Here is a 26,327-nt window from a genome sequence, read left to right as displayed (position 1 = left end):
CCCCGCGTCAGGGTTGTCCTCCCAAATCCTTCAGGATCGGACAATCAGGCCTGTCGTCGCCGGCGCAGGCGTCAATTAAATGACCCAACGTATCGCGCATCGCATTAAGGTCGGCGATCTTCGCTTCGATCTGGACCATATGCGCGCGGGCAACCTTCTTCACATCTGCACTTGCGCGGGTTTCATCCTCATACAAGGCCATCAGGGTCCGGCAATCTTCGATCGTAAATCCCAATGCGCGGGCCCGGCCCAAAAAGTTCAGTTTGTGCACATCCTGACTGCGGAACCGGCGATAGCCATTATCATCGCGCAGCGGTTTGATCAGTCCGATATCTTCGTAATAGCGGATGGTCTTGGCCGGGAGACCGGTTTGGTTGGAAACGTCGCCGATATTCATGACGTCACCATTTGTGGAGCCGCCGTTTGTGATTCCTCGGGCAGGCTGGCGCGAACCCTGCGAAGTCGCAACGCGTTGGTGACGACAAAGACGCTGGACAAAGCCATGGCTCCAGCCGCCAGAACCGGGGAAAGAAGCGGGCCGCCAAAAGGATACAGCAGCCCGGCGGCGACGGGGATCAGCAAAACGTTATATCCAAACGCCCAGCCCAGATTCTGACGGATATTGCCCATAGTACGGCGGCTGATTTCAACCGCATTGGCGACCCCGCGCAGATCGCCCGACATCAGCACCACATCCGCCGTTTCAATCGCCACATCCGTGCCAGTTCCGATTGCAATGCCGACATCCGCCGCAGCCAATGCCGGGGCGTCGTTGATCCCGTCTCCGACAAAGGCCAGCTCTCCGAACTGGTCGCGCAGGGCGTTGATTGTGGCGAGCTTTCCGTCCGGCAGGACCTCGGCTGTGACATGATCGATGCCCAGCTTGTTTGCCAAGGCCTGCGCAGTCAGGGCGTTGTCCCCGGTGACCATCGCCAATGTCAGGCCCATCGTGTGCAGCCTGTGCAAAGCTTCGATCGTGCCCGGTTTGACCGGATCCGAGACCGTAAGAAGTGCCGCAGCCTGACCGTTGATCGCGACGAATACGGGGGTTGCCCCTTCGGCGGCATGCTGGTCGGCCTGTTGGCTCAACGCGGATAGATCAATGCCGTTCTGCGCCATTAATCTGGGTGAGCCGATCAACAGATCGTGCCCATCAACGGACGCGTGCGCACCCAGCCCTGTTAGCGATTCAAAGCCGGAGATCGAGGGCAGGTCCGCCGGTCCGGCCCGCGTGATTGCCGAGGCAACCGGGTGTTCGGATCGCGACTCGACCGCAGCAGCCAGCCGTAAAACGGTGTCGCTGTCAAACCCATTCGTGGTCGTGACATTCGCCAGTTCAGGACGCCCCAGTGTCAGCGTCCCGGTCTTGTCCAAAGCGATGATCTTAGCCTGTTGCAACTGCTGTAACGCATCGCCTTTGCGAAACAGGACGCCCAGTTCGGCGGCTCGCCCAGTCCCCACCATGATCGAAGTCGGAGTCGCCAACCCCATGGCGCAAGGACAGGCAATGATCAAAACCGAAACACCTGCGACCAATGCCATCGGCAAGGCAGGAGCGGGGCCAAAGACCAGCCAGACCGCAATGGTCAGTAGGGCAACGCCAATCACAACGGGAACAAACCACGCCGTGATCCGGTCGACCAGCCCCTGTATCGGCAACTTGGCACCCTGAGCTTGCTGAACCATCTGGATCACCTGCGCCAGCACCGTTTCGGACCCAACCCGCGTGGCGCGCACGCGCAGCGCGCCCGTGCCGTTGACCGTGCCCCCTATCACCTGATCTTCGGCCGATTTCCCTATAGGAACGGGTTCGCCGGTAATCATGCTTTCATCCACGTATGAGGTGCCGTCCAACACCTGAGCATCGACTGGGACGCGCTCTCCGGGTCGGATCTGCAGCACATCGCCAACCAGTATTTCGGATATGGGTCGATCGACCGTGCCCCCGTCCTGTTCTAGCCGGGCTGTTTTCGGTTGAAGCCCGACCAGTTTGCGAATGGCGGCCCCGGTCCGGCCTTTTGCCCGCGCCTCCATCGCGCGACCCAGCAGGATAAGGACCACGATGACCGAGGCGGCCTCGTAATACACATTTGCACTGCCTTGCGGCAGAACCTGAGGCGCAAAGGTGGCCAGGACGGAATACAGATAGGCGGCACCGGTTCCCATCGCGACCAGCGCATTCATATCAGGTGTCCCGCGCAGCAAGGCCGGGATACCCTTGGCATAGAACACCCTTCCGGGGCCGATCAGGAGAACCGATGTCAGCACAAACTGGATGAGATGGCTGGTCTGAATCCCGATTGTCGCCTGAACCCAGTGATGAAAGGCTGGGATCATGTGCCCGCCCATCTCGAGTATAAACACGGGCAAAGCCAGCGCCGCAGCGATCAGGGTGGTACGAATCAGCGCAGAGGCTTCACCCGGTTTCTCATCTTTGCTTTCGGCCATTCTGGAAGGATGCGCCGGATAGCCCGCTTTGGTGCTTAGCTGCGCCAGCTTCACAGGATCAGTTGCCCCGTCGGCAAAACGAATGGTCGCGGTTTCAGTGGCCAGGTTGACCCGAGCACTTATGACGGCCGGATCTGCGCAGAGTGCTCGTTCAATCCTTGCGACGCAAGAAGCACAATTCATACCGTCAATTTGCAGAACGGCTTCTGCCACTGACACCGGATAACCAGCTTTGTCCAGCGCGCCGGTCAGGTCGCTGATCGGCCCGTCATAAGTGACCTGTGCGGTCTCGGTTGGGAAGTTGACCGAAGCCTCGGTAACCCCGGGAACATTGCGCAACGCAGATTCCACGCGGCCTACGCAGGATGCGCAGTTCATTCCGGTGACCTTCAGTCTGATAGTATGTGGAGTGGCCAATCGACTCATCCTGTCCTGTTTCCAACCCTAGATGGGGGTTCCAGTCACAGGAAGGTCAAGGGCAGAGATCATGATTTAGGCACAATCTATTGTTTCGAGGGCCGTACGGTTCTTAGTCTTGGGCCAGTTTTTCCAGCAGCAGCGAATTATAAAGCGCGGGCGGGGATGTCCGAACAGCTTCGGGAGATGCGAAAAATCCCAGCATAAGAAAGGCAATCGACAGAGCGAAACCAAACAGGACTATGAAGGCTCGGTGCAGCGTTAACGTTATCATGGTGTCAGTCCTTAAATCACAAGTTGGGGAATGCTTGGCACTGGGGCTTATTTCTTATTTTCCAGTTCCCGTTTCAGCCGGTCATTTTCCGCCTGAAGTTGGGCCAGCTGCTGGCCCAATTCGTTCAGGTGGGGGCGCAGCTCGGCCTCGGTGAATCGTGGGGTAATGTGACTAGGGCAATTCCAGTCCAGACCTTCGACCTTGATAATGACGGCGCGTTCGGCCGGGGTCTTGGTGCCTTCGGGGGAGAGGCTGGCAGCCGCCGCAGCGCCTTCGGCAATTTCGACACGCCCAAGTATTTTCAGGCGTCGCTGGTTGGCATAATCCATCAGGATCAGCGCAACCCGGTCATTGCCATCCAAATTCCCGCGCGAGATATACTGTTTGTTGCCCGAAAGATCAGCATACCCAATGGTCTGCGCATCAAGTACTCGTAAAAACCCCGCGGGTCCGCCACGATACTGCACATATGGCCAGCCGGTCTCGGACACGGTTGATTGGTAGAACCCGTCGCGGGCCTCGATGAACACTTTTTCGGCAGCTCTGATTTCGTGACCCTGCACAGGGCCGCTTTTCAGGAATTTCGCATAGGTTTTTGCCGATCCCATCCTTTCTTGATGGGTGAGAACGGCAGGCGTGAAGGTTAGTTTGGAAAATGCACGTGGCATAATAGGTCCTTTCTACAGGCCCAGATCAGACAGGCCGGGATGGTCGTCAGGGCGCGGACCAAGAGGCCAAAGGAAAACCCGATCCTGTTGCCTGATCGGAAGGTCGTTCAGCGAGGCATGGCGTTTGGCCATCCGACCATCCCTATCGAATTCCCAGTTCTCGTTACCATATGAGCGGAACCACTGGCCGCTGTCGTTCCGCCATTCATAGGCATAGCGCACGGCAATACGGTTTTCCGAATAGGCCCAGAGTTCTTTGATCAGCCGGTACTCCTGCTCATTTCTCCACTTGCGGGTCAAAAGCGCGTGAATTTCAGCATGGCCCGCGACAAACTCGGCCCGATTCCGCCATTGGCTGTGCTCGGTATAGGCGGGCGTCACGATATCCGGATCGCGGCTGTTCCAAGCATTTTCAGCCATGCGGACCTTTTGTGTAGCGGTCTCAGCAGTGAATGGCGGTAGAGGGGGGCGGCTCATGTCATGATCTTTCAGGTCAGCGATGCAGCGAGCAGCGCAAGGGTCAACAGAAATGGGATGTACTGGCGGTTGAAGGGGCTGGTACGGCGTTTCATGACGGCTCCATAGTTAACTGATCGGTACATCGTGTCGTTAAGGTGTACTGATCGGTACCTCTTTGCAAGGGGCGCCTGTAAAATATCTAAAATTTTTCTCTATACAGGTGGAAAATAAAGAGAATTTCCTGAACATTGGTGGCCCTTGCGGATTATGGAGGGTACAATTATGTACAGATCGGTACGTATAGGAGGCGAATCATGCGCCCAAACAAAAGGGATGAGCTGGTCCGCAAGGCCCTGAAGGTCTTTTATCGTGACGGTTTTCATGCGACCGGCATGGACAAGCTGGTGGCTGAGACGGGTGTGTCGAAGACTTCGATGTACAAACATTTCCGCACCAAGGAAGATCTGATTCTGGCGGCTTTGCGTCTGCGGGACGAGAATTTCCGCAACTGGTTCATGCGTCGTGTCGAGGAATTGGCCGACACCCCTGCGGACCAGTTGATTTCAAGCTTTGATGCACTGGGCGAGTGGTTCGCCGAAGACGGGTTTCGCGGCTGCATGTTCATCAAGGCTGGCGCCGAATTCCAGGAGAAAGAGCACCCGATCCACGTGCAGGCGGCGGAACACAAGCGGTTGTTGTTGGAATATTTCACGGATCTGGCCCGCAAAGCCGGTGCCTGCGACCCTGAAAGCCTGGGATGTCAGATTCTTCTGCTGAAAGAAGGGGCAATCGTGACGGCGGTTCTGTTGAAAAGCTGTGATCCCGCGCAAGATGCCAAAGCTGCAGCGCGGGTCTTGCTGGAAAACGCGTTGGCCGCACCGATCCCGTGACCCGGCGAAATCTTCCAAAAGACGTTGCGTAGCGTTTCATCCAACGCATTGGATTAATTGGCGGTCCAAATTACGCTGGCGGCAAGTTGATCTTGGAGGATGCGCAATGTCTCTTATTACCCCTACATCCAGCTGGGTGTCCGAAGAGCACCAGATGTTTGCCGAAATGGCGAACCGTTTCATGCAGGACGAACTGGTGCCCAATATCGAGCGCTGGACCGAAAACGGGGTTGTTGATCGTGCGTTCTGGCGCAAGGCCGGTGACATGGGACTGATGGCTGGCGCGATCACCGAAGAACACGGCGGTGTCGGTGGTGGCATGGGATTTGATGCTCTGACCATGTACGCCCAGACCTCGCACGGAGATTCCGGTTGGGGCTATGCGATCCAGTCGATTGTCATCCACTATATCACCGCTTATGGCAGCGAAGATCAAAAGCTGAAATGGCTGCCGAAACTCGCCTCGGGCGAGATGGTCGGCGCGCTGGCCATGACAGAGCCCGGAACCGGTTCGGATGTGCAGTCGATCCGCACAACTGCGGAAAAGAACGGTAACTCCTACTGTCTGAACGGGTCCAAGATCTTTATCACCAATGGGCAATCTGCGGACTTGATCCTTGTGGCCGCAAAGACCGACAAGACTCAAGGGTCGAAAGGGGTATCGTTGGTCGCGGTCGAAACGCAGGGCGCAGATGGGTTCCGCAAGGGGCGGAACCTCAAGAAATTGGGCATGAAGTCCAATGACACGGCCGAGCTGTTCTTTGAGGACGCCAAGGTCCCGATGACAAACCTGATTGGTGCGGAAGAGGGGCAGGGTTTTTACCAGATGATGCGGCAACTTCCCTGGGAACGCCTGACGATTGCAATCGGTGCCCTGGGTGCGATTGATTTCGCGATTGCCGAAACAGTGAAATACACGCAGGAGCGCAAAGCCTTCGGTCAGCGCGTGATGGATTTCCAAAATACCCGCTTCAAGCTTGCCGAGTGTAAAACCAAGGCCGAAGTGCTGCGCAGTTTTGTCAACGATTGTATTGCCCGGCTTGAGGCTGGAACTTTGGATGCATCGACCGCGTCGATGGCCAAATACTGGGGGTCTGAGGTGCAGAATGAGATCATGCACGAATGTCTGCAGCTGTTTGGTGGCTATGGGTTCATGATGGAATATCCGATTGCTCGGCTTTATGCGGATGCGCGGGTTCAGATGATCTATGGCGGGACAAATGAGATCATGAAGGAACTCATTGCCCGGTCGTTGGACACATAATCCTGTTCCGAACGCTCCCTCCCCGCAGTTTTCTAGGGTGGTCGGAATGGCCCGGTCACGAGATTTGGTCGACTTGGCCTTGCAGCCAAGAACAGAACGACTTCAGCGGCTCGGATGCCACCCGGGATTGCGGCCAGACCAGAAAGAAATCGCCCAGACTGACGCCCGGGCCTTTCCAGGCGGGAACGAGTCGCCCGGTTTTCAGGTCGTCTTCGACCAGATAGCTGGGCAGCAGCGCCACCCCAAGCCCATGAATTGTGGCTTGTCCCATGGTCGAGAATTGGTCGAACAACATGCCGCCAAGCCCTGATGCCACAAGCCCTTGTGCGGCAAACCATTGCTCCCAGGCATCAGGGCGCGTTTCCAGGTGCAGCAGCGGGGCATTCATTAGCCAGTCAATCTGTTCCGGGTTTTTGGGCAGAATTTCCGGAGCGCAAACCGGTACAACATTTTCACGCATGATCGGCAGGTAGTTGACGCCGTGCCAATCTCGACGCCCGAAATGAATCGCGGCGTCGAAATGTTCCGTTTCGAAATCGAAGGGGCGAAGCCGGGTGTTCAGATTGACGGTCACCTCGGGATGTCGGCGAGCAAAGTCCTGAAGACGCGGCGCCAGCCAATGCATCCCAAACGCCGGCAGGATCGACAGGTTCAGCGATCCTCCGGTCGGATTGGCTCTGAGTTTTAGGGAGGCCTGCGCCAGTTGGTGCAAGCTTTTGCGCGCGACCTGAACGTATTCTTTTGCCGCCGGGGTAAGCTGCAGCCGCATCTGGGTTCGCTGGATCAGTTCGATGCCCAGCTGTTCCTCCATCGACTTGAGCTGTCGGCTGATGGCGCTTTGGGTCAGCGAAAGCTCTTCCGCTGCCGCTGAAGCACTGCCAAGGCGGTCAACGGCCTCGAGTGCCAGCAGAGAGGGGATAGATGGCAGAAAACGACGGGGGGCGATCATATGATAATTCCTCATACCTTTCGGATGGAATATCACTGGCTTTTAGGGCCCGCCAGCCCGATACCAAATGAATATTTTGGTCAAGAGAGACGTTGGCAGTGTCCAGGGAAATCGCAGCAGATAGTTTTAGGCGTGCAGACAGGCTGCGCGGGATTGAGTTATCAGAGATTGTTCAGATCTCTGAGCAGGCTGCGCGCCTTAAGGCGCAGGGTGTCGATGTGGTCGCGCTCAGTACTGGCGAGCCTGATTTTCCGACCCCTGAACATGTGGTCGAAGCGGCCCATCAAGCGGCGCTGGCCGGGCAAACACGGTACCCGGCGACGGCAGGGGCGCCGGACCTCCGTGCGGCTATCGCCGTCGGGGCCAGTGTCCGGCCGGAAAACGTGATCGTCTCGACCGGTGCTAAACAGGTTTTGTCCGGGGCGCTGATGGCCACGCTCGATCCCGGGGATGAAGTTATTATCGCGGCGCCGTTCTGGACCAGCTATGCGGATATGGTCAGGCTGTCCGGCGGTATTCCGGTTGTGCTGGACTGTCCGGTTTCTCAGGGGTTCAAGCTGACCCTAGCACAGCTTGAGGCCGCAATTACGCCGCGCACTCGCTGGCTTTTGCTGAACACGCCCTCAAACCCGACCGGCGCGGTCTATACTGAATCGGAAATGCAGGCTCTGGGTCGTGTTTTGGACAGGCATCCCAATGTTTGGGTGATCTCGGATGAGATTTACCAACACCTGACCTATGTTCCCTTCACGCCATTTGTTCAGGCCGTGCCGCATCTGGCGGATAGAGTGCTGACCGTAAATGGAGTTTCCAAGGCCTATTCGATGACCGGGTGGCGGATCGGTTGGGGAATCGGGCCATCACCCTTGATCAAGGCGATGACCGCTGTTCAGGGGCAGATTACATCAGGCGCATGTTCCATCGCACAGGCGGCAGCATTGGCTGCGATTACCGGGCCGCAAACGCTATTGGGCGAACGCCTGCAGGCGATGCGGGCGCGCCGTGATCTTGTGGTTACTGGGTTGAATGCCGCGGGTCTGGAGTGTGCCGTTCCGGATGGCGCGTTCTATGTCTTTCCCAAAACACCGGCTGAAATGCCAGTCGATCACGAATTCTGCCGGTATCTGCTGGACGAAGTCGGGGTGGCACTGGTGCCGGGGCGTGCCTTTGGTTTGCCGGGCCATCTGCGGCTTTCTTTTGCTTACGCCACCGAAAGCCTGCAAGAAGGGTTGCGGCGCATTTCTGTTGCGACCGCCAGATTGAAGTAGAGGGGCCGCCATGGATCGCGCTCAGATCGTTCATGAGAATTTCCTGACACGTGTGGCGCAAGGCCACCTGCCTGACGGCGCAGCCCCGCGCCCCGGACTTAGCAATACCGAGGCGGTGTCGCTGTACCGGTCGCAGGTTCTCAGCCGGGCGTTGGACCGGACCAGCCGCGCGATGCAGAAGGCGGGGCAGGGGTTCTACACGATCGGCTCGTCCGGCCACGAAGGCATGGCGGCTGTCGCCCACGCGCTGCGGCCCACGGATATCGCGTTTCTGCACTACCGGGATGCCGCCTTTCAGATCGCACGTTCCGAACAAGTGCCGGGCCAGCAAATCGCCTGGGATATGTTGCTGAGTTTCGCCTGCTCGAAAGAGGACCCGATCTCGGGTGGCCGGCACAAGGTGCTGGGTTCAAAGGCGCTGATGATCCCGCCGCAGACCTCGACCATCGCCAGCCATCTGCCCAAGGCCGTGGGTGCGGCCTATTCGATTGGCGCGGCGCGGCGGCACCCGCCCGAGCATCGTGAGCTGCCTACGGACGGGATCGCCATGTGTTCCTTCGGGGACGCATCGGCCAACCACTCGACTGCGCAGGGGGCGATCAATACGGCGGGGTGGACCAGCGTACAGTCGACCCCTTTGCCCCTGTTGTTCGTCTGTGAGGATAATGGGATCGGTATCTCGGTCAGAACGCCAAAGGGATGGGTTCAAGCGTCGATGCAGCACCGGCCGGGGATCAAATATTTTCAGGCCAACGGTTTGGATATTTTTGAGACCTACGCGGTTGCGAAAGAGGCGGCAGACTACGTGCGCACCCGTCGCAAACCTGCCTTCCTGCATCTGAAAACCGTTCGGCTTTATGGCCATGCGGGCGCAGACGTCCCGACGACCTATATGGCGAAATCCGAGGTCGAAGCTGATGAGGCAAATGATCCGCTGCTGCATTCGGTGCGGCTGTTGGATCAGGCCGGGGCGCTATCGCCGGATCAGGCGCTGAAGATCTATCAAGACACTTGCGCCCGCACCGACAGGGTCGCGGCACAGGCTGTGACCCGCCCGCATCTGACCACCGCGTCCGAGGTCATGGCCAGCCTGATCCCGCCGAAACGGACCTGCAAACCCACCAATGGTCCGGGGGCCGAGGCCCGTGCAGCCGCTTTTGGCGGCGACATGCGCGCGATGGATGATCCCCAGCCGATGAGCCGTCTGATCAACTGGGCACTGACCGATCTGATGCTGGAACACGCCGAGATCGTGTGCATGGGCGAAGATGTGGGACGCAAGGGTGGCGTCTATGGCGTGACCCAAAAGCTGCAACAGCGGTTCGGCCCGGATCGGGTGATCGACACGCTGTTGGACGAACAGTCCATCCTGGGGCTGGCCATCGGTATGGGGCATAACGGCTTTGTCCCGATCCCTGAAATTCAGTTTCTGGCCTATCTCCACAATGCCGAGGACCAGATCAGGGGCGAGGCCGCGACCTTGCCCTTTTTCTCGAACGGGCAATTTACCAATCCGATGGTCCTGCGGATCGCCGGGCTGGGATATCAGAAGGGTTTCGGGGGGCATTTCCATAACGATAACTCTCTGGCCGTTCTGCGCGATATTCCTGGTGTGATCATTGCCTGCCCCTCGACCGGTTCGGACGCGGTGCAGATGCTTCGAGAATGCGTAAGGCTGGCCCGCGAAGAGCAGCGCGTCGTGGTATTCTTGGAACCCATTGCGCTTTATCCGATGCGCGACCTCCATCAGGCACAAGATGCCGGATGGATGACGACCTATCCTTCGCCGGATCGCAGCATCCGCCTGGGCGAGGTCGGTGTACAGGGGGACGGCACCGATCTGGCGATTGTGACCTATGGCAACGGCCACTACCTGTCGCGGCAAGCCTTGCCCGAACTTGAGGCCGCAGGGATCCGAACCCGGATTATCGACATGCGATGGTTGGCTCCATTACCTGCAGAAGCGTTGCGCGAGGCCACCAAAACCTGTGCGCATATTCTGGTCGTTGACGAATGCCGCCGGACCGGAAGCCAGTCAGAGGCGCTGACAACTTTCTTCGTCGAAGAAAGCCCCGACACATCAATCGCCCGCGTAGTGGCAGAAGACAGCTTTATCGCGACCGGGCCTGCATATGCTGCGCCATTGCCGTCAAAGGATAATATTGTCGCCGCTGCGCTCAATCTGACTGGAAACCGCTCATGACCCGTACCGCCGTTGTGATCTGCCCGGGTCGGGGCACCTATAACAAGGCCGAGCTGGGTTATTTGCACCGTCATCACGCAAGCCGAATGCAGATGTTTGGCAATTTTGACGCCATCCGTGCCAATGCGGGGCAAGCGGCAGTCACGGCGCTGGACGGTGCTGATCGGTTCACGGTCAGTAAGTACTCGCGCGGTGATGTGGCCTCACCCCTGATTTATGCGGCCTCTTTGGCCGATGCTCAGGCGCTTGCTGATGACATTGAGGTGGTCGCCGTCACCGGCAACTCGATGGGCTGGTACATCGCCTTGGCCGCCGGAGGCGCGGTGTCGCCCGAGGATGGCTTTCGTGTGGTGAATACAATGGGGACGCTGATGCAGGACCACCTAATTGGTGGGCAGCTCGTATACCCATTCACAGACAATAGCTGGGCGGATGACCCACAGCGTAAGGCTGAATTGCTGGCCGATGTGGCGCGGATCAACGCGCAGGACGGTCAGGTTCTGGCATTGTCGATTGATCTGGGTGGAATGCTGGTTCTGGCGGGCAACGAAGAGGGCTTGCGCGCGTTCAAGGCATCGTGGCCGAGTGTGCAAGACAGGTTCCCCATGAGGTTGGCAAATCACGCCGCATTTCACACCCACCTTCAAGCTCCGGTGGCTGCGGAAGGGCGCACGCAACTTGGTGCGGAGCTGTTCAAACAGCCTGACCGGCCTCTGATCGACGGGCGTGGCAAAATCTGGTGGCCGGGTGCGACGGACACGCAGGCACTGTGGGATTACACCCTGGGACATCAGGTGACCGCGGCCTATGACTTCACCCGCGCAATCCAGACCGCCGCGCGCGAATTCGCGCCTGACCTGTTCATCGTGACAGGCCCCGGAGCGACTTTGGGCGGTGCCGTTGCGCAATCGCTGGTTCTGGCCGGGTGGCAGGGGATGTGCGATCGGGCAGCGTTTCAGTCGCAGCAAGAGGCGCGGCCTTTCCTGATCGCGATGGGGCGTGAGGATCAAAGGGCTCTTGCGACGACCTGATCCCGCGTCCTAATGGTTTTTGATACCGCAAGGAGTCCGCATTGAGCGACTACGATCAATCCCTTTGGCTACACACCTGCCGCGAGCATGTGGAGAGCGCCCCGCTGACCAGCGATTTGTCTGTGGACCTTGCGGTGATCGGCGGCGGTTATACTGGCTGTTCCGCGGCTTTGACGGCCGCACGGGCCGGTGCCTCGGTCTGTGTGCTTGAAGCGCAAGAGATCGGGCATGGGGGGTCTGGGCGCAATGTGGGGCTGGTTAATGCCGGGCTCTGGGTACGCCCTGCGGAAATCTGCGCTCATCTGGGGGATGCGGCCGGAACACGTCTGATCGAAATCCTTGCGGCGGCCCCAAGTGAAGTATTCAGCGTGATCCAGACACATGAGATTGAGTGCGAGCCGATGCGCGCGGGCACGTTGCATTGTGCGCATTCTGGCTCTGGTCTTGCTGATTTGAAAATACGCCATGCACAGTTGCGTCAGGCAGGCGCTCCGGTCGAGTTGCTGTCGTCGGACAAGACGCACCAGCGCACGGGCAGCGCCACCTTTCGTGGAGCTCTGTTCGATCCGCGCGCCGGAACGATCCAGCCGATGGCATATGTGCGTGGTCTGGCCCGCGCGGCTGCCGCAACCGGGGCACGCGTTCACACGCACAGCCCAGTGATGACGATGCGCCATGTCGATGGCCAGTGGCTGTTGGAAACCACGCAGGCCACGGTGCGCGCCAAATCAGTGATCCAGGCCACCAACGCGTATCATAAAAACCTGCCCGACACGTCGCCGGCCTATGTTCCTGTCTCGTATTTTCAATTCGCCACCGCGCCTTTGTCCGACAATCTGCGCGCCAGTATTTTGCCCGGAGCCGAAGGATGTTGGGATACCGGCCTGATCATGACCTCTTTCCGAATGGATCACGACGGGCGCTTTATCCTCGGCGCAATGGGCAATCTAGAACATGCGGGCAGCGCCGCGCATACCGGATGGATCAAGCGCAAACTGTCAGAGCTTTATCCTCAGCTTGCGGATCAACCCTTGCAGCAGGGATGGCATGGCCGCATTGCGATGACCTCGGATCACATTCCCAAGATCACTCGGATCGGACCGGATGCGGTTTCGATCCATGGCTATTCAGGCCGAGGTATCGGGCCGGGCACGATGTTTGGCCGTATGGCGGCTGAGAGCCTTTTGGCAGGGGATCCGGCGTTGCTGCCAGTTCCCGCTGTGGCGGAACATACTGAACGCTGGACCCGCCTGCGTCACGCCTACTTTGAAACCGGTGCTGCACTGACCCATTTGATCAAGGCGCGCTGATGTCAGCTGCTATGGCTTCGATCCTTCTGCGCAGCCAACGATGCGCTGGATCATTGGCCGACCTTTGGTGCCAGACCATGTAAAGCGGAACCGGGGTGCATTCGAAGGGCAAATGCGCACAGTCCAACCCGGCCAGAGGACCTTGTCTCATCAAGGCGGTATCGGTCGAGATCAACGAGCTGCCCCGCACAAAGGCTGGTATCGCGTTGAAATGGGGCAGGGTAACAATCGGCGCTCTGATCTGGCTTTGATCAACACCCCGCATGACGGCACGGGCGTTGCGGCCATCGGCAAAGCGCACCTCGATATGGTCGCTCTCGCAGTAGGTCTGCCAACTGTTTGGCGGGGTGCAATGGCTGGCATCATAAAACATCATCAGCGGGCTTTCGAGCAGCCGTTTCTGGTAAATGTCCGGCCCATCCGGCGGCAGAGGGGTGACCATCAACTGACACCGGTCGCTGCGCAACAGGTCCGGATCGGGAACGCCCGATGGGATGAACTCTAACCGTAGCCGTGCACCCTCGGCGCGTGTGTCGCGCAACAGCCTTGGGAATATCACTTCGCGAGGCATGTCATTTGTGGCGATGCGAATGTCGATCTGTTCGGATAACGGGTCAAAGGGGCGACCGTCGGTCAAGGCACGCATCCCGTCCAGCACCGTTTGAATAGGGTCCTTCAGGGACAAGGCCCGTTCGGTCGGGGTCAGGCCCTGACCTGAACGTACAAACAACGGATCGCCCAGCACCTGCCGCAGTTTGGACAGCGTGTGGCTGATTGCCGATTGCGTGACCCCCAGCCGATCGGCTGCTTTCGAGACCGAGCTTTCCTCGAGTATTGTCAGAAAGACCCGCAGGACTTTGCCGTCCAAATCAGTGAAATCATTTTTATTCATATTATTTATGATTAAGTATGAATGGTATTGCTGTCTACCGGGCATTAAGGGTCAGACGGGCAAGGGGAGGCACGCTATGGGAATCCGTTTCTTTTCAGACCGGAACAGGCCAGTTCATATGGGCGGCTACCCGCTAGAGCGGTTGGCGCGGCAGGACACAATGCCGGACCTTTCGCAGGTGACGCCTATGGGCGATCTTAGCTTTCGCCGACCCGACAAACCCCAAAGCATCGTTAATGCGATGGGTGAATTTCAGGCTATGATGGATGCGATCCGCAACGGGCTGGTGAACACGGCAATGGCCGATATCCCGTCAGAGCCGCGCGAACGTGCCAACCATTTGAAGGCCTTTGGTTATTTCAACGATGCGTCGATGATCGGATGCGGTCCGCTGCCGTCCGACGCGCTGTTATCCGCGCCACGCCGTAATCCCGATATCGACCGGCTGTCAGATGCCTTAAGAACTCGGCAGACCAAGACACTGGCCTCGGGTATTGACGTCATCATGGCGGATTTGAAAGATAGTATCGAGGCTGCACCCAAACCGATTGACAGCCACCGCCATGCAATCGTGTTCCTATATGAACACAACCGTGACCCGGACCCGTCCGAGCCCGGAGCTGATTGGATCGTGGATGCGCAGGATCATCGCGCTTGTTTGTTGGCGACCGAAAATGCGGTGGTTATTGCCAACTACATCCGCCTGCTTGGCTTTGATGCGCGGGCGCATACGGCGATGTCGTCGGACGTTGATCTGGGCAAACTGGCGGTCGCTGCGGGTCTTGCCACGGTTGAAGGCGGAAAGCTTGTCGCCCCTTGGCTTGGGACTCGGTTCGGGCTGGCCGTAGTGACGACCGAGATGGAGATCGCCCATGACCGCCCGCTGTGCCCGATGGCCCAGCAACCGCGGTTTCGCACACAAGGGCCGGCATGGTGGTTGGGGGCGGGTTTTGCCAAGAATGCGTTGAACCGAGACTCCTATGCCAAACGGCGCTATGTCGACGGCGCGCATCCCTTCGAAAAGCTTAAGCGTGTCGAAACGCCGACAACTTATATTGACGAGGAAAACGTTGCACGCGTCCCCAAACGGGCTGACATGTTTGCCCGGGCGCAATTCGGCGACATGGGTAAGACTCTGCAGGACGCCGCCAAGGGTGGGCATTATGTGCGCAAGGCGGCCCCCAGTTTCGCGCAACGGCGCGCGCTGGGCGCGTTTGTTCTGCTGCAGGATGGCGACAGTGCCCAGACCACGCCACCGACAGATGCCGCCCGGAACGCCGCCAATATCAAGGCCGCGACCTATTTTCTGGGTGCGGATGCCGTCGGTCTCAGCCGGTGCCCCGATTGGGCGTGGTATTCACATGATGCTGCCGGAGAAGAGATCACGCCGCCGCATGATCAAGCCATCAGCATGATCATTGATCAGGGTTACGAGACCATGGAAGGGTCCAGTGGTGACGACTGGATTGCAGTGGCCCAATCCATGCGCGCCTATCTGCGGTTCTCGCTTTTGGGTGGGGTCGTTGCACAGCAGATCCGCAACCTTGGGTACAAGGCAAAGGCCCATACGGTGATGGATGGCGAGGTGCTGCAGCCTCCGCTTTTGCTGTTGTCGGGACTGGGAGAGGTCAGCCGGATTGGCGAGGTCATCCTGAACCCCTATTTGGGCCCGCGTCTGAAATCCGGTGCGGTCACAACAGATATGCCTCTGGCTCATGACAAGCCGATAGATTTCGGACTGCAGAGTTTTTGTGAAAGCTGCAACAAATGCGCGCGAGAATGCCCCTCGGGGGCGATCACCGCCGGGCCAAAACTGATGTTCAACGGCTATGAAATCTGGAAGTCCGACAGCCAGAAATGCGCGACTTACCGGGTGACAACATCGGGTGGTGCGATGTGCGGGCGGTGCATGAAAACCTGCCCATGGAATCTGGAAGGCATCTTCAAGGAACGTCCCTTCCGTTGGGCCGCGATGAACTTCCCCCAAGCCGCGCCAGCGCTGGCGAAACTGGACGATGCGGTGGGCAATGGTGGCTTGAACGACACCAAGAAATGGTGGTGGGATATCGAATTGCAGCCCGACGGCGCGTATCGCCCGACCCAGCATCCGCTGAACCGGCGCAACCTGCAGACGGACCTTGCCCTGAAATATGAGGATCAGACGCTGGCGGTCTATCCCGCCTATCTGGCCCCGCATCCCTGGCCCTATCCTTTTGCCATGGACCGCGAAGCCGGGATTGCAGCTTATGAAGCGATGGTCACGGCAGAGGAGTACAAGGCACGCAAGGCCGCCGGGGACATGTCTGTTGTTCACAACTATTCGATCGCAGGTGATGCCCCTGTCATGCGGGTCGAGCTGAGCATGGTCGACCGGATGACGGATGATGTGACCAAATATGAGTTCGCGACGCTGGATGGCGCGCCGCTGCCTCAGTGGACCGCAGGCGCCCATCTGGACGTGCTGGTCGCGCCAGAGTTCCTGCGGCAATATTCAATGTCCGGCAATCCGGCGAACCCAGCGACCTATCAGATCGGTGTCTTGCGCGAGGATGAGGGGCGGGGCGGCTCGGCCCTGTTGCACCGGATTTTTACCGAAGGGCGCAAGGTTTTCATCTCGAAACCCATCAACCATTTCGAACTGGATGAGACCGCCACCAGGACATTCCTGATGGGCGGCGGGATCGGCATCACGCCGATGATCGCCTTTGCCCACCGCCTGCACAGTCTGGGCAAACCCTTTGACCTGCATTACTCGGCCAGTACCCGCGCCGGGGCGGGGTATCTGGACGATCTGGCCGCAATGCCCTGGGCCGATCACGTGCACTATCATTTCTCGGACGAAGGCACGCGCGCTGATTTACAGTCAATCCTGTCGGGATATCAGGCAGGATGGCACGTCTATACCTGCGGCCCGGATCGGTACATGGAAGGCGTGATACAGGCAGCGGAACGTCAGGGGTTCCCAGACGAGGCGCGGCACCTGGAGTATTTCTCCGTTCCCGAGCAGCCCGAATATGAGAACCATTCTTTCACGCTGAAACTGGCCAGATCGGGGCGAGAGCTGCAGGTTCCCGCCGACAAACACGCGGCGCAGGTGCTGAACGAAGCCGGAATTCAGGTCGACGTGAAATGTTCGGACGGAATTTGCGGCGTCTGTAAATGCGGTGTGATTTCGGGTGAAATCGAGCACAGGGATTTCGTGCTGTCGAACAAGCAGCGCGAAGGCGCAATCATCCTGTGCCAAAGCCGTGCTGCGGACCCGGGCGGGGTGGTCGAGATCGACCTCTGATCCGAGGTCTGGAAACGACATTTCGGGATCGAAAAATAGGTCGTTCTTGCCATGGACGCCAGTGTGTTGCTGCACTAACGTCCCTGCGAACCCCAGTGGATCCTGACCAACAGGCGCGAGGTAAAATCATGGATTATCACAGCCCTGCCAGCTTTGCCGAGGCGTCGGCTCTGGCAGAAAATGCAAAAGGCGTTACACGGTTTCTTGCCGGTGGCACCGATGTTCTGGTGCAGTTGCGCTCGGAATTGGTGACGCCTGATACATTGATAGACATCAAGAAAATCAATGGCGTAAGCGATATCACCCGCAATGCTGACGGCAGCTGGACGCTGGGCGTGGCGGCGACGGGTGCGGAAATGAGCGAACATCCTGGGTTGGGCCTCGACTGGCCCGGCGTGGTCGAAGCGATGGATTTGATCGGATCGACTCAGGTGCAGGGGCGGGCGACGCTGACTGGCAACCTGTGCAATGGCTCGCCTGCGGCGGATTCGGTGCCAGCCATGGTGGCAGCGGGCGTGACCGTGACAGTCACCGGACCAAGTGGCACCCGTGAGGTTGCCGTCGAAGATATTCCGACCGGCCCGGGCAGAACGTCCTTGGCCAAGGGTGAACTGATCTCGGCGGTCAATATTCCTGCACGCGGCGAAAACGGAGGTGATGCCTATCTGCGGTTCATCCCAAGGACCGAGATGGATATTGCGGTGGTTGGCGTAGGTGTGAATCTCCGTCTGGACGGGGATACAATCACCGAGGCCCGCGTGTCTCTGGGTGCCGTGGCTCCGACTGTTCTGCTTGTCGAAGACTGCGCCAAGGCGATCATGGGCAGCACCCTTGACGATGCTGCATTGGACGCGCTTGCCGCTGCCGCATCTACTGCCTGTAACCCGATCGACGACAAGCGCGGCACAATCGCATTCCGTACCGAAGTGGCCGGGGTTCTGGCCAAACGCGCCGCGAAAATCGCCTATGCCCGCGCCAAGGGAGAGCAAGCATGAGCAAGTTCCACGTATCCACCACCGTCAATGGTGACACGGTCGAATACCTGTGTGACCCACGCGAGACGCTGCTGGACTGTCTGCGCGACAAGCTGAACCTTACCGGTGCGAAAGAAGGCTGCGGCACCGGCGATTGCGGTGCCTGCTCGGTAACTGTCGATGGCCGTTTGGTTTGTTCCTGCCTGATGCTTGGGATCGAAGCAGAGGGTAAACAGATCGAGACGGTCGAAGGTATTGCAGACGGGGACATTTTGCATCCGCTGCAGAAGAAGATGATTGAATATGCTGCTCTTCAATGCGGTATCTGCACCCCCGGTATTCTGGTCGCGGCCAAATCGTTGCTGGAAAAGAACCCGAACCCGACCGAGGAAGAGACACGGTATTGGTTGGCTGGTAATCTCTGCCGCTGCACTGGGTATGACAAGATCATTCGCGCCGTGATGGATACAGCGGCTGAACTGCGGGAGGCTTCATAATGGCACTCGACGATCGCAAATCTGAATTCACTTTCGTTGGTACCCGACCGAACCGCCCTGACGGGCTGGACAAGGTCACGGGGCGCGCGAAATTTGGCGCTGACGCCACCGCGCCGGGCATGTTGCACGGGGCTATTCTGCGCTCGCCCCATGCCCATGCGCGGATCGTAAAGATCGATACCTCCAAGGCCCAAGCGCATAAAGACGTCAAAGCCGTTGTGACCCGTGACGATTTCGCTGAGGTGCCGTTTAAGCCCGGTCTTGAAGGTGAGTTCTGGAACGTGCTGGAAAACGTTATGGCAGGCGAGAAGGCCCTGTATGACGGCCACGCGGTGGCAGCTATTGCGGCAACTTCGGCGCTGTCGGCGCGTGACGCACTCAAACTGATTGAGGTCGAATATGAGGTGCTGCCCCATGTGACCGATGTCGACAAAGCGATGGCTCCGGACGCTCCGGTTATACGCGAGGGGGCGGCGGATTATTCCGTGCCCGAAGGGATGCACCCGAACGTCGTGCGCTATCACGAAAGCGGGCATGGCAATGTCGAAGCCGGTTTTGCCGAGGCGGATCTGGTCGTTGAAGACAGCTTCGTCACCGAGGCAACCCATCAGGGCTATATCGAACCTCATGCCTGTTTGGCGACGCTGGGAAATGACGGCAAGGGTGAGCTGTGGTGCACCACCCAAGGGCACTGGATCGCGCAGAAAACCTGTGCGGCTTTGCTGGGGATCGAAACATCGCAACTGCGGGTGACGGCGTCCGAGATTGGCGGCGGCTTTGGTGGCAAGACAACCGTATTCATCGAGCCGGTCGCGCTGGCGCTGAGCCGCAAGGCCAACCGCCCGGTCAAGCTGGTGATGACCCGATCCGAGGTATTCCGGGCCACCGGTCCGACGGCCTCCGCGTCGATGGATATCAAGATCGGGATGAAGAAAGACGGCACGATCACCGCAGCGCAAGGCGTGTTCCGCCTGCAGGGTGGGGCCTTCCCCGGCGCGCCGGGTGATATGACGGCCATGTGTGCCTTTGCTCCTTATAACCTGACTAACGTCAAGCAGGTGGGCTATGACGTCATGGCCAACCGCCCGAAACAAGCGGCCTACCGGGCGCCCGGTGCACCGATGGGAGCCTTTGCTGTTGAGTCGGTGATTGACGAGCTGTGCAAGAAACTGGGTCTGGACCCCGTGGACGTGCGTCTGAAAAACGCCGCCTATGAAGGTACGAAGGCCAGCTATGGCCCGCGCTACGAACGCATCGGTCTGGTCGAAACGCTTGAGGCCGCCAAGGCGCATCCGCACTATTCTGCGCCACTGAAACCAGGGCAGGGGCGTGGGATATCCTGTGGATTCTGGTTCAACCACGGCGGCGAGACATCGGTGTCGCTTGCCCTGTCCGAGGACGGCTCGGCCCAGCTGATGGTCGGCACGCCCGATATCGGCGGCTCGCGCGCGTCGATGGCGCTGATGGCAGCCGAGGTTCTGGGCATTCCCTACGAGAATATCCGCGTCACCATCGCGGACACGGCGACGCTGGGATACAATGACGTTAGCCACGGATCGCGCGTGACCTATGCCTCGGGGCTGGCCACGATCAAGGCGGCCCGGCACGCGGTCGAAAAGCTCAGCGAACGGGCGGCGGCCAAGTGGGGCATCCCGGTGGATGCGGTGAAATGGGAAAACGGCTGCGCGGTGCCCTCGGGCCCCAATGCAGGTGATTTCGACCCGATGCCGCTGGCTGATATCACCGCTGATATGGGCGCGACCGGCGGTCCGATCTCGGGCCATTTCGAAGCGACGCCCGAGGGCGCAGGCGTGTCGTTTGGCACCCATATCGTCGATGCCGAGGTCGATCCGGAGACCGGCAAGACAAGCATCACCCGCTATACGGTCATCCAAGACGCTGGAAAGGCCATCCACCCGACCTATGTCGAAGGCCAATATCAGGGCGGCGCGGCGCAAGGTATCGGCTGGGCGTTGAACGAGGAATATGTCTATGGCGAGGATGGTCGTCTGCAGAACTCGATCTTCCTCGACTATCGCATCCCGGTCGCCAGCGACCTGCCGATGATCGACACGGTGATCGTCGAAGTGCCCAATCCCGGCCACCCGTTTGGTGTGCGCGGCGTGGGCGAGACCGGCATCGTGCCGCCGCTGGCAGCCATCGCCAACGCAGTTTCGAACGCTGCGGGTGTGCGGATGAAACAACTGCCAATGTCACCGCCGCGCATTCTGGCGGCGCTCAAGGACAATGGTTGAGGTCCACCTGTGGTCCGGCCTCCGGTCTTTGACCGGGGGTCAACAGGTGGTCGAGGTTGAGGCCAAAACCACCGGCGAGTTGTTGCAGGCGCTCGCGCGGGTACATCCGCAGCTTCAGGCGCCGATAGATGCCGGTGTATCCATCTCAATCAATGGGCGCGTGATCGCCAGCGGGTTGACCGAACCGATCCCCGAAGGCAGCGAAGTGTATCTGATGCAAAGGCTGCGCGGCGGTTAGCCCTTGGGTAACCAGGGTTCGCGCCCGACCATCCTGTCTGCTTCGGCCGTGATGTCGTTCATATGCGCCTCAAGGCTTAACCGCAGGGTCTCGAGTTCTTCTTCGCTGGCCTTGCGGGGAACGTTTTCGGTCCATTCCCGGCACAGAAACACGCCTTTGTTGCGCCAGGGGCGCGGCATCAGCAAGCGATCCCAGGTACCGGCCTCGCTGCCGTGGCGGGCAGAAAAGGTGATACCGAAGACCCGCTTGCCCGAGGTGCGTGCCCAAACCAGAGGCACGGTCGACAGCACCCGTTCCGGACCGCGCGGGCCGTCAGCGGCGATACCGATGGAAATGCCGCGCTTAATCTTGCCGATCACTTCGCGTGACACCGCGATGTTGTTTGCGTTCTTGCTGGTCATGGCGATGGTGTCCATGCCGAACAGTTTCTGCACCCGACCCACCATGCTGCCAGCGCGTGCCGAGGATGTGATCGAGCAGATACGCCCCTTATCCAACGGAAAGAAATAGGGCGATTGTGCCAGTCGCTGATGCCAAAGGACAACGATGACCGGTTCGCCCTGATCGGCCAGCTGGTCCAGCTCTTCATAGCCGATGCGTTGCCATTGGGTGTTGCGGTTGACCATCCGAATATAGCTCGCGATGCGGCGGGCGGTCCAATTCAGGACGGCCTCGCTATCGGCGATTTTCTTGCGGATACTCACTAATGGTGACCCTCATATTGATCAAACCGTGTCTTATAGAACTCAACGCCATACGCAACTTGTTTGTCGTGCGCATAACTGAGGAGGAATCTGAAAAAGCCTCTTGAGTCCGCCGCGCGGCTGGCATATTTGAGGCGGACCTTAGGGGTATAGCTCAGTTGGTAGAGCGACGGTCTCCAAAACCGTAGGTCGCGGGTTCGAACCCTGCTGCCCCTGCCATTCTCTCCATTGCCAGAAGTTTGTGCCAGCTTGGGCGGAATGGGACACGAGTGACCCTTTGCGCAGCCTAGCTGTTACAACTTGGACCAGCAGAGCAATCGACCGATGCGATAAACCGCGTTCTGGTTGCTCAACAAATCACGGTCTAACCCAAAATCGGTGATATGCCACCGGCAAAAGCGGCCAAGATTGGGGCCGTCAGGGCGAAGCCGGCGCGGATGATGTCACCTGTGCCTTCTGTCAGCTTATGCGACGATCTCCAGTCATCAATGTCGAATGCCTGGTCTGTGCCGCCCTGATTTCGGGCAGCCAAAGCGAGGTTAGAAATTCTTCCGTCCAGAAGGACTGCCACGGGAAGAAAGTAGCTGAGCATTAGCAAGCAAAAATATGTGCCGGTGAACAAGGCCGATGCGTTGAGCAATGCGCTATAGGCGGCCCTTTCTGATTCAGCGATCATGGGCAAGGGCCAGTACATCCAGCTTGCGGCAAAGAACATGCCGAAGGTCAGCACCAGACTGGACAGGTAGAGCTGCTGCCGCATCTGCCGCAGGTTTTGCGCCAGCTCAGCTGCGGTTGCTTCGATGTCCTGAGATTCATGCCGACCAAGACACAATATCATTCCGACAATCAACGACCCGATCGCAAGGCCGGCCATTGCATTCACCAGGTCCAGAATACGGTTGAACAGTGAAAGAACAGGGGCCTGCCCGCATTTCCCAAACATCCAGCTATCTTCCGAACCGGAACATGCCGGTAAGGTGCCTTGCGACAATGCTGTTTCAAAAACGGCTTTGCCGATTTGGTGGTAAATCTGCGGGCTTTGGTCGGTCATATGCTTTTGAATGGTCGGCACGAGAGCCAGAAACACGATGGCGACTACAATCGCGATTGCCGCGATCCGGGTGTTTTTTTCGATCGGGCGTGACAGGGTCCGGAACAAGACTGCCACGGGCAACAAGGCCAGCGATAAAAAGAACCAGGACGCGGCAAGAAACCGAAACCGACCAACGGCTTCCTGCCAAGAGCTATCGCTCAACACAAAGTTCACTGGAACGTCCAGTTCATTGGCGATCATTTGGTTCTGGATCAGTTTATGGATTGCGAAAACACATACCGGCAGCAGGGCGATGGCAAAATAGCGCGGTTTTACTCGGCTTTTTGACACGTGATACCTTTCTTGCCGGGGCGTTGCACAGCACACAGTTTAGCACAAAACTCGTACATCGATGCCTGGAGTTTCAGGCGGGCTTTCTGATGGTGACAATCGAACGGCCGGTACGCTTGCCCATTTGCCCCAGCCAGACCGCCAGAAGTACGATACAGACACCGGCGATCTGCACAAAGGTCAAGTTTTGCCCAAGCATGACCCAACCAATCATTACGGCGGATAACGGGCTGAGAAAGCCAAGTGCCGAGACCGCAGAGGGTTCGATCCGGGCGAGGCCTCGGAACCACAGGATATAGGTCAGGGCAGCCCCGATGACGCTCAGATATCCAATTCCGAGAAGGCTGTTTGTTTCAAGCGCTGGTAAGGCGGGCTCAAATATCAGTGCAAGCGGCACCAGCAACAGCCCGCCGGCGGTTAGTTGCCAAGCGGTAAATGTCAGCAGCGGCACTGGCGGTTGCCATTTGCGCGTCAGGACAGTTCCTGCCCCCATCGAAAGGGCGCCACCCAGTCCAGCGATCAGGCCAACCGTATCAAGATTGATAGCTGTTCCGAGGACAAGGCACCCGACGCCGATCACCCCCAGCAGCGCTGCGCCGACCGATCTCAGCCCAACCGGGGTGTTCAGCAGAAATGCCGACAGGAAGACTACAATAAGAGGTTGTACCGCGCCGACAGTGGCTGCGACCCCACCGGGGAGCCTGTAAGCCGCGACGAAAAGCAGGGTCCAGAACACGGTGAAATTGAGCGCGCCCAGAATGAATATGCGGCCCCACCAATGACCCCTTGGAAGTTGACGGGACAAAACTAGCAGCAGCAGTCCGGCAGGCAGCGCACGCAGCGCGGCCATCGTGATCGGATATCCGACGGGCAAAAATTCGGTCGTAACATAATAGGTGCTACCCCAGATCAAAGGGGCAACAGCAGTTAGGGCGATGTCGGTTTGGTGTCTCATGGCGAATCCCTTTATCTTGACGTCAAGATATATTGTAAAATCTTGACGTCAAGATAAAGCTGGGCTAGCCAGAACTCATGGATCATGTGGAGCGAATTATCGCGCAGTGGAACAGTGCCCGGCCCGACCTGGATGTGGGGCCGATGGAAACCGTTGGTCGACTGACGCGGTTGGCGGTTCAGTTGCGAAGGGCGATGGAGCATACTTGGGCTCTTCATGACATGAACGCTGCCAGCTTTGATGTCCTTGCCACGTTGCGAAGGTCTGGCAAGCCAGAGGGTCTTTCACCTGGCGAGCTATTGGAGCTTACAATGGTGACGTCCGGCACAATGACGAATCGCGTCGATCAACTGGTTAAGGCGGGGATGGTCGAAAGAGTGCAAAACCCTGAGGATGGCCGGGGCTTCCTGATCCGTCTTACCCAAAATGGGTTCAAAGCGATCGAGGCCGCCGTTTCGGATCATGTAGAGACTCAGCAGCGCCTGGTTCAGGGTTTGTCCCTGCAACAGCGCGATCAGCTCAATCACCTGCTCAGATCGTTGTCTGAAACGCTGGACTGATCCAGGCAGGTAAGCATTCTGGACCGGGGTGCCAATTCCGATGTGGCATAAGCCGTTTTAGTCCGCACGGCTCAAATTCTATAATTCTTGGGCTATGCGGTTTCCTCGGTCAGGGGATTGGCATATTGTTCAAACGAATTTCAGGTAGCCGGATGAGGATACATGTCGCGCTTCGATGGATATTTCCTGCGGCAACTGCTGATTCTGTTCGGCTTTTTCACTCTGATTCTGGTGGGGGTTTTCTGGATCACCCGCTCGGTCAGCCTGTTTGACCGTGTCATCAGCGGTGGTCAATCGGCCATGGTGTTTCTTGAATTTACCGCTCTTACTTTGCCGACGCTGATCCGCACGGTGATGCCCATGGCCGTGTTCGCAGCGGCCGTCTATGCCACCAACCGCCTGAGCCGTGAAAGCGAGCTTACGGTGATGCTGGCCACAGGTTCCAGCCCGTGGCGGCTGGCTCGCGCTGTGGTTCTGTTCGGTCTTGTTGCTGGTCTGATGATGGCCTCGATCAGTGTTTTCCTGCGCCCGGCCTCGGTCGATCTATTGGAAAAACGGCAGGCCGAAGTGGCGGGTGACGTCACAGCGCAGTTATTGAATGAAGGCGAATTCCTGCATCCTGCAAGTGACGTGACCGTCTATATTGGAGGAATTGATCTGGACGGGACTTTGCGCGAAGTTTTTGTTTCGGACCGGCGGGATAAAACCAGCCCGGTCAGCTATTCCAGCCAAACAGCTTATCTGGTCAATAACGGCTCGGGCATTCATCTGGTGATGGTTGACGGGGTTGCCCTGCGTCAGGACCGGCAGGGACGTACCCTGTCGTCTACACTGTTTCAGGACGCGTCCTATGACATCTCAGAATTGACGAGTACCGACAACACGGCCGAGCGAAGCCTCGAGGCCATTCCCACCGCAGAGCTGTTGCGCGACCGGGCTGCGATCGCGGCAGCAGAAGGGTTCACTGAGGGCGCGTTGATCGACGAGCTGCATCAGCGATTTTCGTGGATCACCATTTGTATCGCGGTCGCAATGGCGGGCTATGCAACCCTTATGTTGGGCAGCTTTTCCAGATTTGGCCTGTGGCCACAGATTTTTGGAGCATTCATAATTCTGGTCCTTTTGGAAGGTATGCGCGGCTTTGTGTCCCCGTTGGTGATCGAAGACCCGAAATTGTGGCTATTGCTCTATTTGCCTGCTGTCATGGGCATATTGATCTCGTGCCTGTTTCTTTTGATTGCAGGTCGTCCGCTTCTGCGCGTGCGCGCAAGAAAACACTCGCGGGTATTGTCCCAAGCCTGAAGTTACGGCGCATTTCGGCGCAATGTTCTTCGGCCAAGCTAATTCGTTTTTTCGCTCAGGTTTTCTGCGTTAGGCTGCGGTTGGATGATCAGTCAA

Annotated in this window: 23 protein-coding genes and 1 tRNA gene; 14 read left to right on the top strand and 10 right to left on the bottom strand. The window is 58.4% G+C overall.

Annotated elements, in window-relative coordinates; all coding sequences use genetic code 11:
* Positions 1-7 precede the first annotated feature (7 nt).
* The 5 genes from cueR to AC2FJ5_RS05380 form a co-directional block, all read right to left on the bottom strand.
* The gene (cueR, locus tag AC2FJ5_RS05400; RefSeq protein WP_142635768.1) at positions 8-397 is read right to left on the bottom strand and encodes a Cu(I)-responsive transcriptional regulator; all 390 of its coding nucleotides are present in this window, start codon (positions 395-397) and stop codon (positions 8-10) included.
* Positions 394-2,874 (bottom strand): heavy metal translocating P-type ATPase, encoded by a 2,481-nt coding sequence (locus tag AC2FJ5_RS05395; protein ID WP_496792720.1) that lies wholly within the window; start codon positions 2,872-2,874, stop codon positions 394-396. The genes cueR and AC2FJ5_RS05395 overlap by 4 nt, the downstream gene beginning before the upstream one ends.
* 103 nt (positions 2,875-2,977) lie before the next feature.
* Positions 2,978-3,139 carry a hypothetical protein gene (locus AC2FJ5_RS05390; protein ID WP_185956647.1) on the bottom strand — a complete coding sequence of 54 codons (162 nt, stop codon included), beginning with the start codon at positions 3,137-3,139 and terminating at the stop codon, positions 2,978-2,980.
* 47 nt (positions 3,140-3,186) lie between these two features.
* The gene (locus AC2FJ5_RS05385) at positions 3,187-3,807 is read right to left on the bottom strand and encodes a pyridoxamine 5'-phosphate oxidase family protein (protein ID WP_496792719.1); all 621 of its coding nucleotides are present in this window, start codon (positions 3,805-3,807) and stop codon (positions 3,187-3,189) included.
* Positions 3,808-3,819: 12 nt separating this feature from the next.
* On the bottom strand, positions 3,820-4,284 hold the full coding sequence (locus AC2FJ5_RS05380) for a nuclear transport factor 2 family protein (protein WP_496792717.1): 465 nt from the start codon (positions 4,282-4,284) through the stop codon (positions 3,820-3,822).
* 296 nt (positions 4,285-4,580) lie between these two features.
* Between AC2FJ5_RS05380 and AC2FJ5_RS05375 the strand changes: the two genes are divergently transcribed.
* Positions 4,581-5,156: a TetR/AcrR family transcriptional regulator gene (locus AC2FJ5_RS05375; RefSeq protein WP_496700747.1), complete on the top strand. Its 576-nt coding sequence runs from the start codon at positions 4,581-4,583 to the stop codon at positions 5,154-5,156.
* Positions 5,157-5,262: 106 nt separating this feature from the next.
* Positions 5,263-6,420 (top strand): acyl-CoA dehydrogenase family protein, encoded by a 1,158-nt coding sequence (locus tag AC2FJ5_RS05370; protein WP_496693643.1) that lies wholly within the window; start codon positions 5,263-5,265, stop codon positions 6,418-6,420.
* 55 nt (positions 6,421-6,475) lie between these two features.
* On the opposite strand, the gene AC2FJ5_RS05365 is transcribed toward AC2FJ5_RS05370, so the two are convergent.
* The gene (locus tag AC2FJ5_RS05365) at positions 6,476-7,369 is read right to left on the bottom strand and encodes a LysR substrate-binding domain-containing protein (protein WP_142635780.1); all 894 of its coding nucleotides are present in this window, start codon (positions 7,367-7,369) and stop codon (positions 6,476-6,478) included.
* 98 nt (positions 7,370-7,467) lie between these two features.
* Between AC2FJ5_RS05365 and AC2FJ5_RS05360 the strand changes: the two genes are divergently transcribed.
* From AC2FJ5_RS05360 to AC2FJ5_RS05345, 4 genes are read left to right on the top strand one after another with little or no spacing between them, the layout of a single operon-like run.
* Positions 7,468-8,637: a pyridoxal phosphate-dependent aminotransferase gene (locus AC2FJ5_RS05360; RefSeq protein WP_496792716.1), complete on the top strand. Its 1,170-nt coding sequence runs from the start codon at positions 7,468-7,470 to the stop codon at positions 8,635-8,637.
* Between the two features lie 10 nt (positions 8,638-8,647).
* Positions 8,648-10,840, top strand: coding sequence for a dehydrogenase E1 component subunit alpha/beta (locus tag AC2FJ5_RS05355; RefSeq protein WP_496792715.1), 2,193 nt, complete (start codon positions 8,648-8,650; stop codon positions 10,838-10,840).
* Positions 10,837-11,871: an ACP S-malonyltransferase gene (locus tag AC2FJ5_RS05350; protein ID WP_496792713.1), complete on the top strand. Its 1,035-nt coding sequence runs from the start codon at positions 10,837-10,839 to the stop codon at positions 11,869-11,871. Before AC2FJ5_RS05355 ends, AC2FJ5_RS05350 begins: the two co-directional genes overlap by 4 nt.
* Before the next feature lie 41 nt (positions 11,872-11,912).
* Entirely contained in the window at positions 11,913-13,181 is a 1,269-nt protein-coding gene (locus AC2FJ5_RS05345) for an NAD(P)/FAD-dependent oxidoreductase (RefSeq protein ID WP_496792712.1), read from the top strand.
* Here the strand turns inward: AC2FJ5_RS05345 and AC2FJ5_RS05340 are convergent.
* Complete coding sequence (locus AC2FJ5_RS05340) at positions 13,168-14,073, bottom strand: LysR family transcriptional regulator (RefSeq protein WP_496792710.1); 906 nt, start codon at positions 14,071-14,073, stop codon at positions 13,168-13,170. The two genes, AC2FJ5_RS05345 and AC2FJ5_RS05340, sit on opposite strands and share 14 nt — an antisense overlap.
* A gap of 76 nt (positions 14,074-14,149) precedes the next feature.
* Between AC2FJ5_RS05340 and AC2FJ5_RS05335 the strand changes: the two genes are divergently transcribed.
* From AC2FJ5_RS05335 to AC2FJ5_RS05315, 5 genes are all read left to right on the top strand, one after another.
* Positions 14,150-17,362: a reductive dehalogenase gene (locus AC2FJ5_RS05335; protein ID WP_496792709.1), complete on the top strand. Its 3,213-nt coding sequence runs from the start codon at positions 14,150-14,152 to the stop codon at positions 17,360-17,362.
* A 128-nt stretch (positions 17,363-17,490) separates the two neighbouring features.
* Positions 17,491-18,357, top strand: a complete 867-nt coding sequence (locus AC2FJ5_RS05330) for an FAD binding domain-containing protein (protein ID WP_496786060.1) — start codon at positions 17,491-17,493, stop codon at positions 18,355-18,357.
* The gene (locus AC2FJ5_RS05325; RefSeq protein WP_496696215.1) at positions 18,354-18,833 is read left to right on the top strand and encodes a (2Fe-2S)-binding protein; all 480 of its coding nucleotides are present in this window, start codon (positions 18,354-18,356) and stop codon (positions 18,831-18,833) included. The genes AC2FJ5_RS05330 and AC2FJ5_RS05325 overlap by 4 nt, the downstream gene beginning before the upstream one ends.
* Positions 18,833-21,088 (top strand): xanthine dehydrogenase family protein molybdopterin-binding subunit, encoded by a 2,256-nt coding sequence (locus tag AC2FJ5_RS05320; protein WP_496696213.1) that lies wholly within the window; start codon positions 18,833-18,835, stop codon positions 21,086-21,088. Before AC2FJ5_RS05325 ends, AC2FJ5_RS05320 begins: the two co-directional genes overlap by 1 nt.
* Complete coding sequence (locus AC2FJ5_RS05315) at positions 21,081-21,326, top strand: MoaD/ThiS family protein (protein WP_281972450.1); 246 nt, start codon at positions 21,081-21,083, stop codon at positions 21,324-21,326. Before AC2FJ5_RS05320 ends, AC2FJ5_RS05315 begins: the two co-directional genes overlap by 8 nt.
* Here the strand turns inward: AC2FJ5_RS05315 and AC2FJ5_RS05310 are convergent.
* Complete coding sequence (locus AC2FJ5_RS05310) at positions 21,323-22,030, bottom strand: lysophospholipid acyltransferase family protein (protein WP_496706342.1); 708 nt, start codon at positions 22,028-22,030, stop codon at positions 21,323-21,325. The genes AC2FJ5_RS05315 and AC2FJ5_RS05310 overlap by 4 nt on opposite strands.
* Positions 22,031-22,173: 143 nt before the next feature.
* Here AC2FJ5_RS05310 and AC2FJ5_RS05305 point away from each other — a divergent pair.
* Positions 22,174-22,249, top strand: a tRNA-Trp gene (locus tag AC2FJ5_RS05305).
* Between the two features lie 145 nt (positions 22,250-22,394).
* Here AC2FJ5_RS05305 and AC2FJ5_RS05300 read toward each other — a convergent pair.
* Positions 22,395-23,414 carry a hypothetical protein gene (locus AC2FJ5_RS05300; protein WP_496792708.1) on the bottom strand — a complete coding sequence of 340 codons (1,020 nt, stop codon included), beginning with the start codon at positions 23,412-23,414 and terminating at the stop codon, positions 22,395-22,397.
* A 73-nt stretch (positions 23,415-23,487) separates the two neighbouring features.
* A complete protein-coding gene (locus AC2FJ5_RS05295) occupies positions 23,488-24,369 on the bottom strand; it encodes an EamA family transporter (protein WP_281972447.1) in 882 nt (293 codons plus the stop codon).
* Positions 24,370-24,446: 77 nt separating this feature from the next.
* Between AC2FJ5_RS05295 and AC2FJ5_RS05290 the strand changes: the two genes are divergently transcribed.
* A complete protein-coding gene (locus AC2FJ5_RS05290; RefSeq protein ID WP_496676356.1) occupies positions 24,447-24,929 on the top strand; it encodes a MarR family winged helix-turn-helix transcriptional regulator in 483 nt (160 codons plus the stop codon).
* Positions 24,930-25,091: 162 nt separating this feature from the next.
* Positions 25,092-26,231 carry an LPS export ABC transporter permease LptF gene (gene lptF, locus AC2FJ5_RS05285; RefSeq protein WP_496792706.1) on the top strand — a complete coding sequence of 380 codons (1,140 nt, stop codon included), beginning with the start codon at positions 25,092-25,094 and terminating at the stop codon, positions 26,229-26,231.
* The last annotated feature ends 96 nt before the right edge of the window (positions 26,232-26,327 follow it).

Source organism: Ruegeria sp. CDSA221, assembly GCF_059611825.1.
This window is presented reverse-complemented; position numbering and strand designations above follow the sequence as displayed.

Bases quoted from the DNA above. Each gene is read 5' to 3' on its own strand.
- lptF (WP_496792706.1), top strand. From the start codon at position 25,092: ATGTCGCGCTTCGATGGATATTTCCTGCGGCAACTGCTGATTCTGTTC.
- AC2FJ5_RS05370 (WP_496693643.1), top strand. From the start codon at position 5,263: ATGTCTCTTATTACCCCTACATCCAGCTGGGTGTCCGAAGAGCACCAG.
- AC2FJ5_RS05315 (WP_281972450.1), top strand. From the start codon at position 21,081: ATGGTTGAGGTCCACCTGTGGTCCGGCCTCCGGTCTTTGACCGGGGGT.
- AC2FJ5_RS05375 (WP_496700747.1), top strand. From the start codon at position 4,581: ATGCGCCCAAACAAAAGGGATGAGCTGGTCCGCAAGGCCCTGAAGGTC.
- AC2FJ5_RS05330 (WP_496786060.1), top strand. From the start codon at position 17,491: ATGGATTATCACAGCCCTGCCAGCTTTGCCGAGGCGTCGGCTCTGGCA.
- AC2FJ5_RS05355 (WP_496792715.1), top strand. From the start codon at position 8,648: ATGGATCGCGCTCAGATCGTTCATGAGAATTTCCTGACACGTGTGGCG.
- AC2FJ5_RS05380 (WP_496792717.1), bottom strand. From the start codon at position 4,284: ATGAGCCGCCCCCCTCTACCGCCATTCACTGCTGAGACCGCTACACAA.
- AC2FJ5_RS05350 (WP_496792713.1), top strand. From the start codon at position 10,837: ATGACCCGTACCGCCGTTGTGATCTGCCCGGGTCGGGGCACCTATAAC.
- AC2FJ5_RS05325 (WP_496696215.1), top strand. From the start codon at position 18,354: ATGAGCAAGTTCCACGTATCCACCACCGTCAATGGTGACACGGTCGAA.
- cueR (WP_142635768.1), bottom strand. From the start codon at position 397: ATGAATATCGGCGACGTTTCCAACCAAACCGGTCTCCCGGCCAAGACC.
- AC2FJ5_RS05295 (WP_281972447.1), bottom strand. From the start codon at position 24,369: ATGAGACACCAAACCGACATCGCCCTAACTGCTGTTGCCCCTTTGATC.
- AC2FJ5_RS05385 (WP_496792719.1), bottom strand. From the start codon at position 3,807: ATGCCACGTGCATTTTCCAAACTAACCTTCACGCCTGCCGTTCTCACC.
- AC2FJ5_RS05290 (WP_496676356.1), top strand. From the start codon at position 24,447: ATGGATCATGTGGAGCGAATTATCGCGCAGTGGAACAGTGCCCGGCCC.
- AC2FJ5_RS05320 (WP_496696213.1), top strand. From the start codon at position 18,833: ATGGCACTCGACGATCGCAAATCTGAATTCACTTTCGTTGGTACCCGA.
- AC2FJ5_RS05395 (WP_496792720.1), bottom strand. From the start codon at position 2,874: ATGAGTCGATTGGCCACTCCACATACTATCAGACTGAAGGTCACCGGA.
- AC2FJ5_RS05365 (WP_142635780.1), bottom strand. From the start codon at position 7,369: ATGATCGCCCCCCGTCGTTTTCTGCCATCTATCCCCTCTCTGCTGGCA.
- AC2FJ5_RS05390 (WP_185956647.1), bottom strand. From the start codon at position 3,139: ATGATAACGTTAACGCTGCACCGAGCCTTCATAGTCCTGTTTGGTTTC.
- AC2FJ5_RS05335 (WP_496792709.1), top strand. From the start codon at position 14,150: ATGGGAATCCGTTTCTTTTCAGACCGGAACAGGCCAGTTCATATGGGC.
- AC2FJ5_RS05340 (WP_496792710.1), bottom strand. From the start codon at position 14,073: ATGAATAAAAATGATTTCACTGATTTGGACGGCAAAGTCCTGCGGGTC.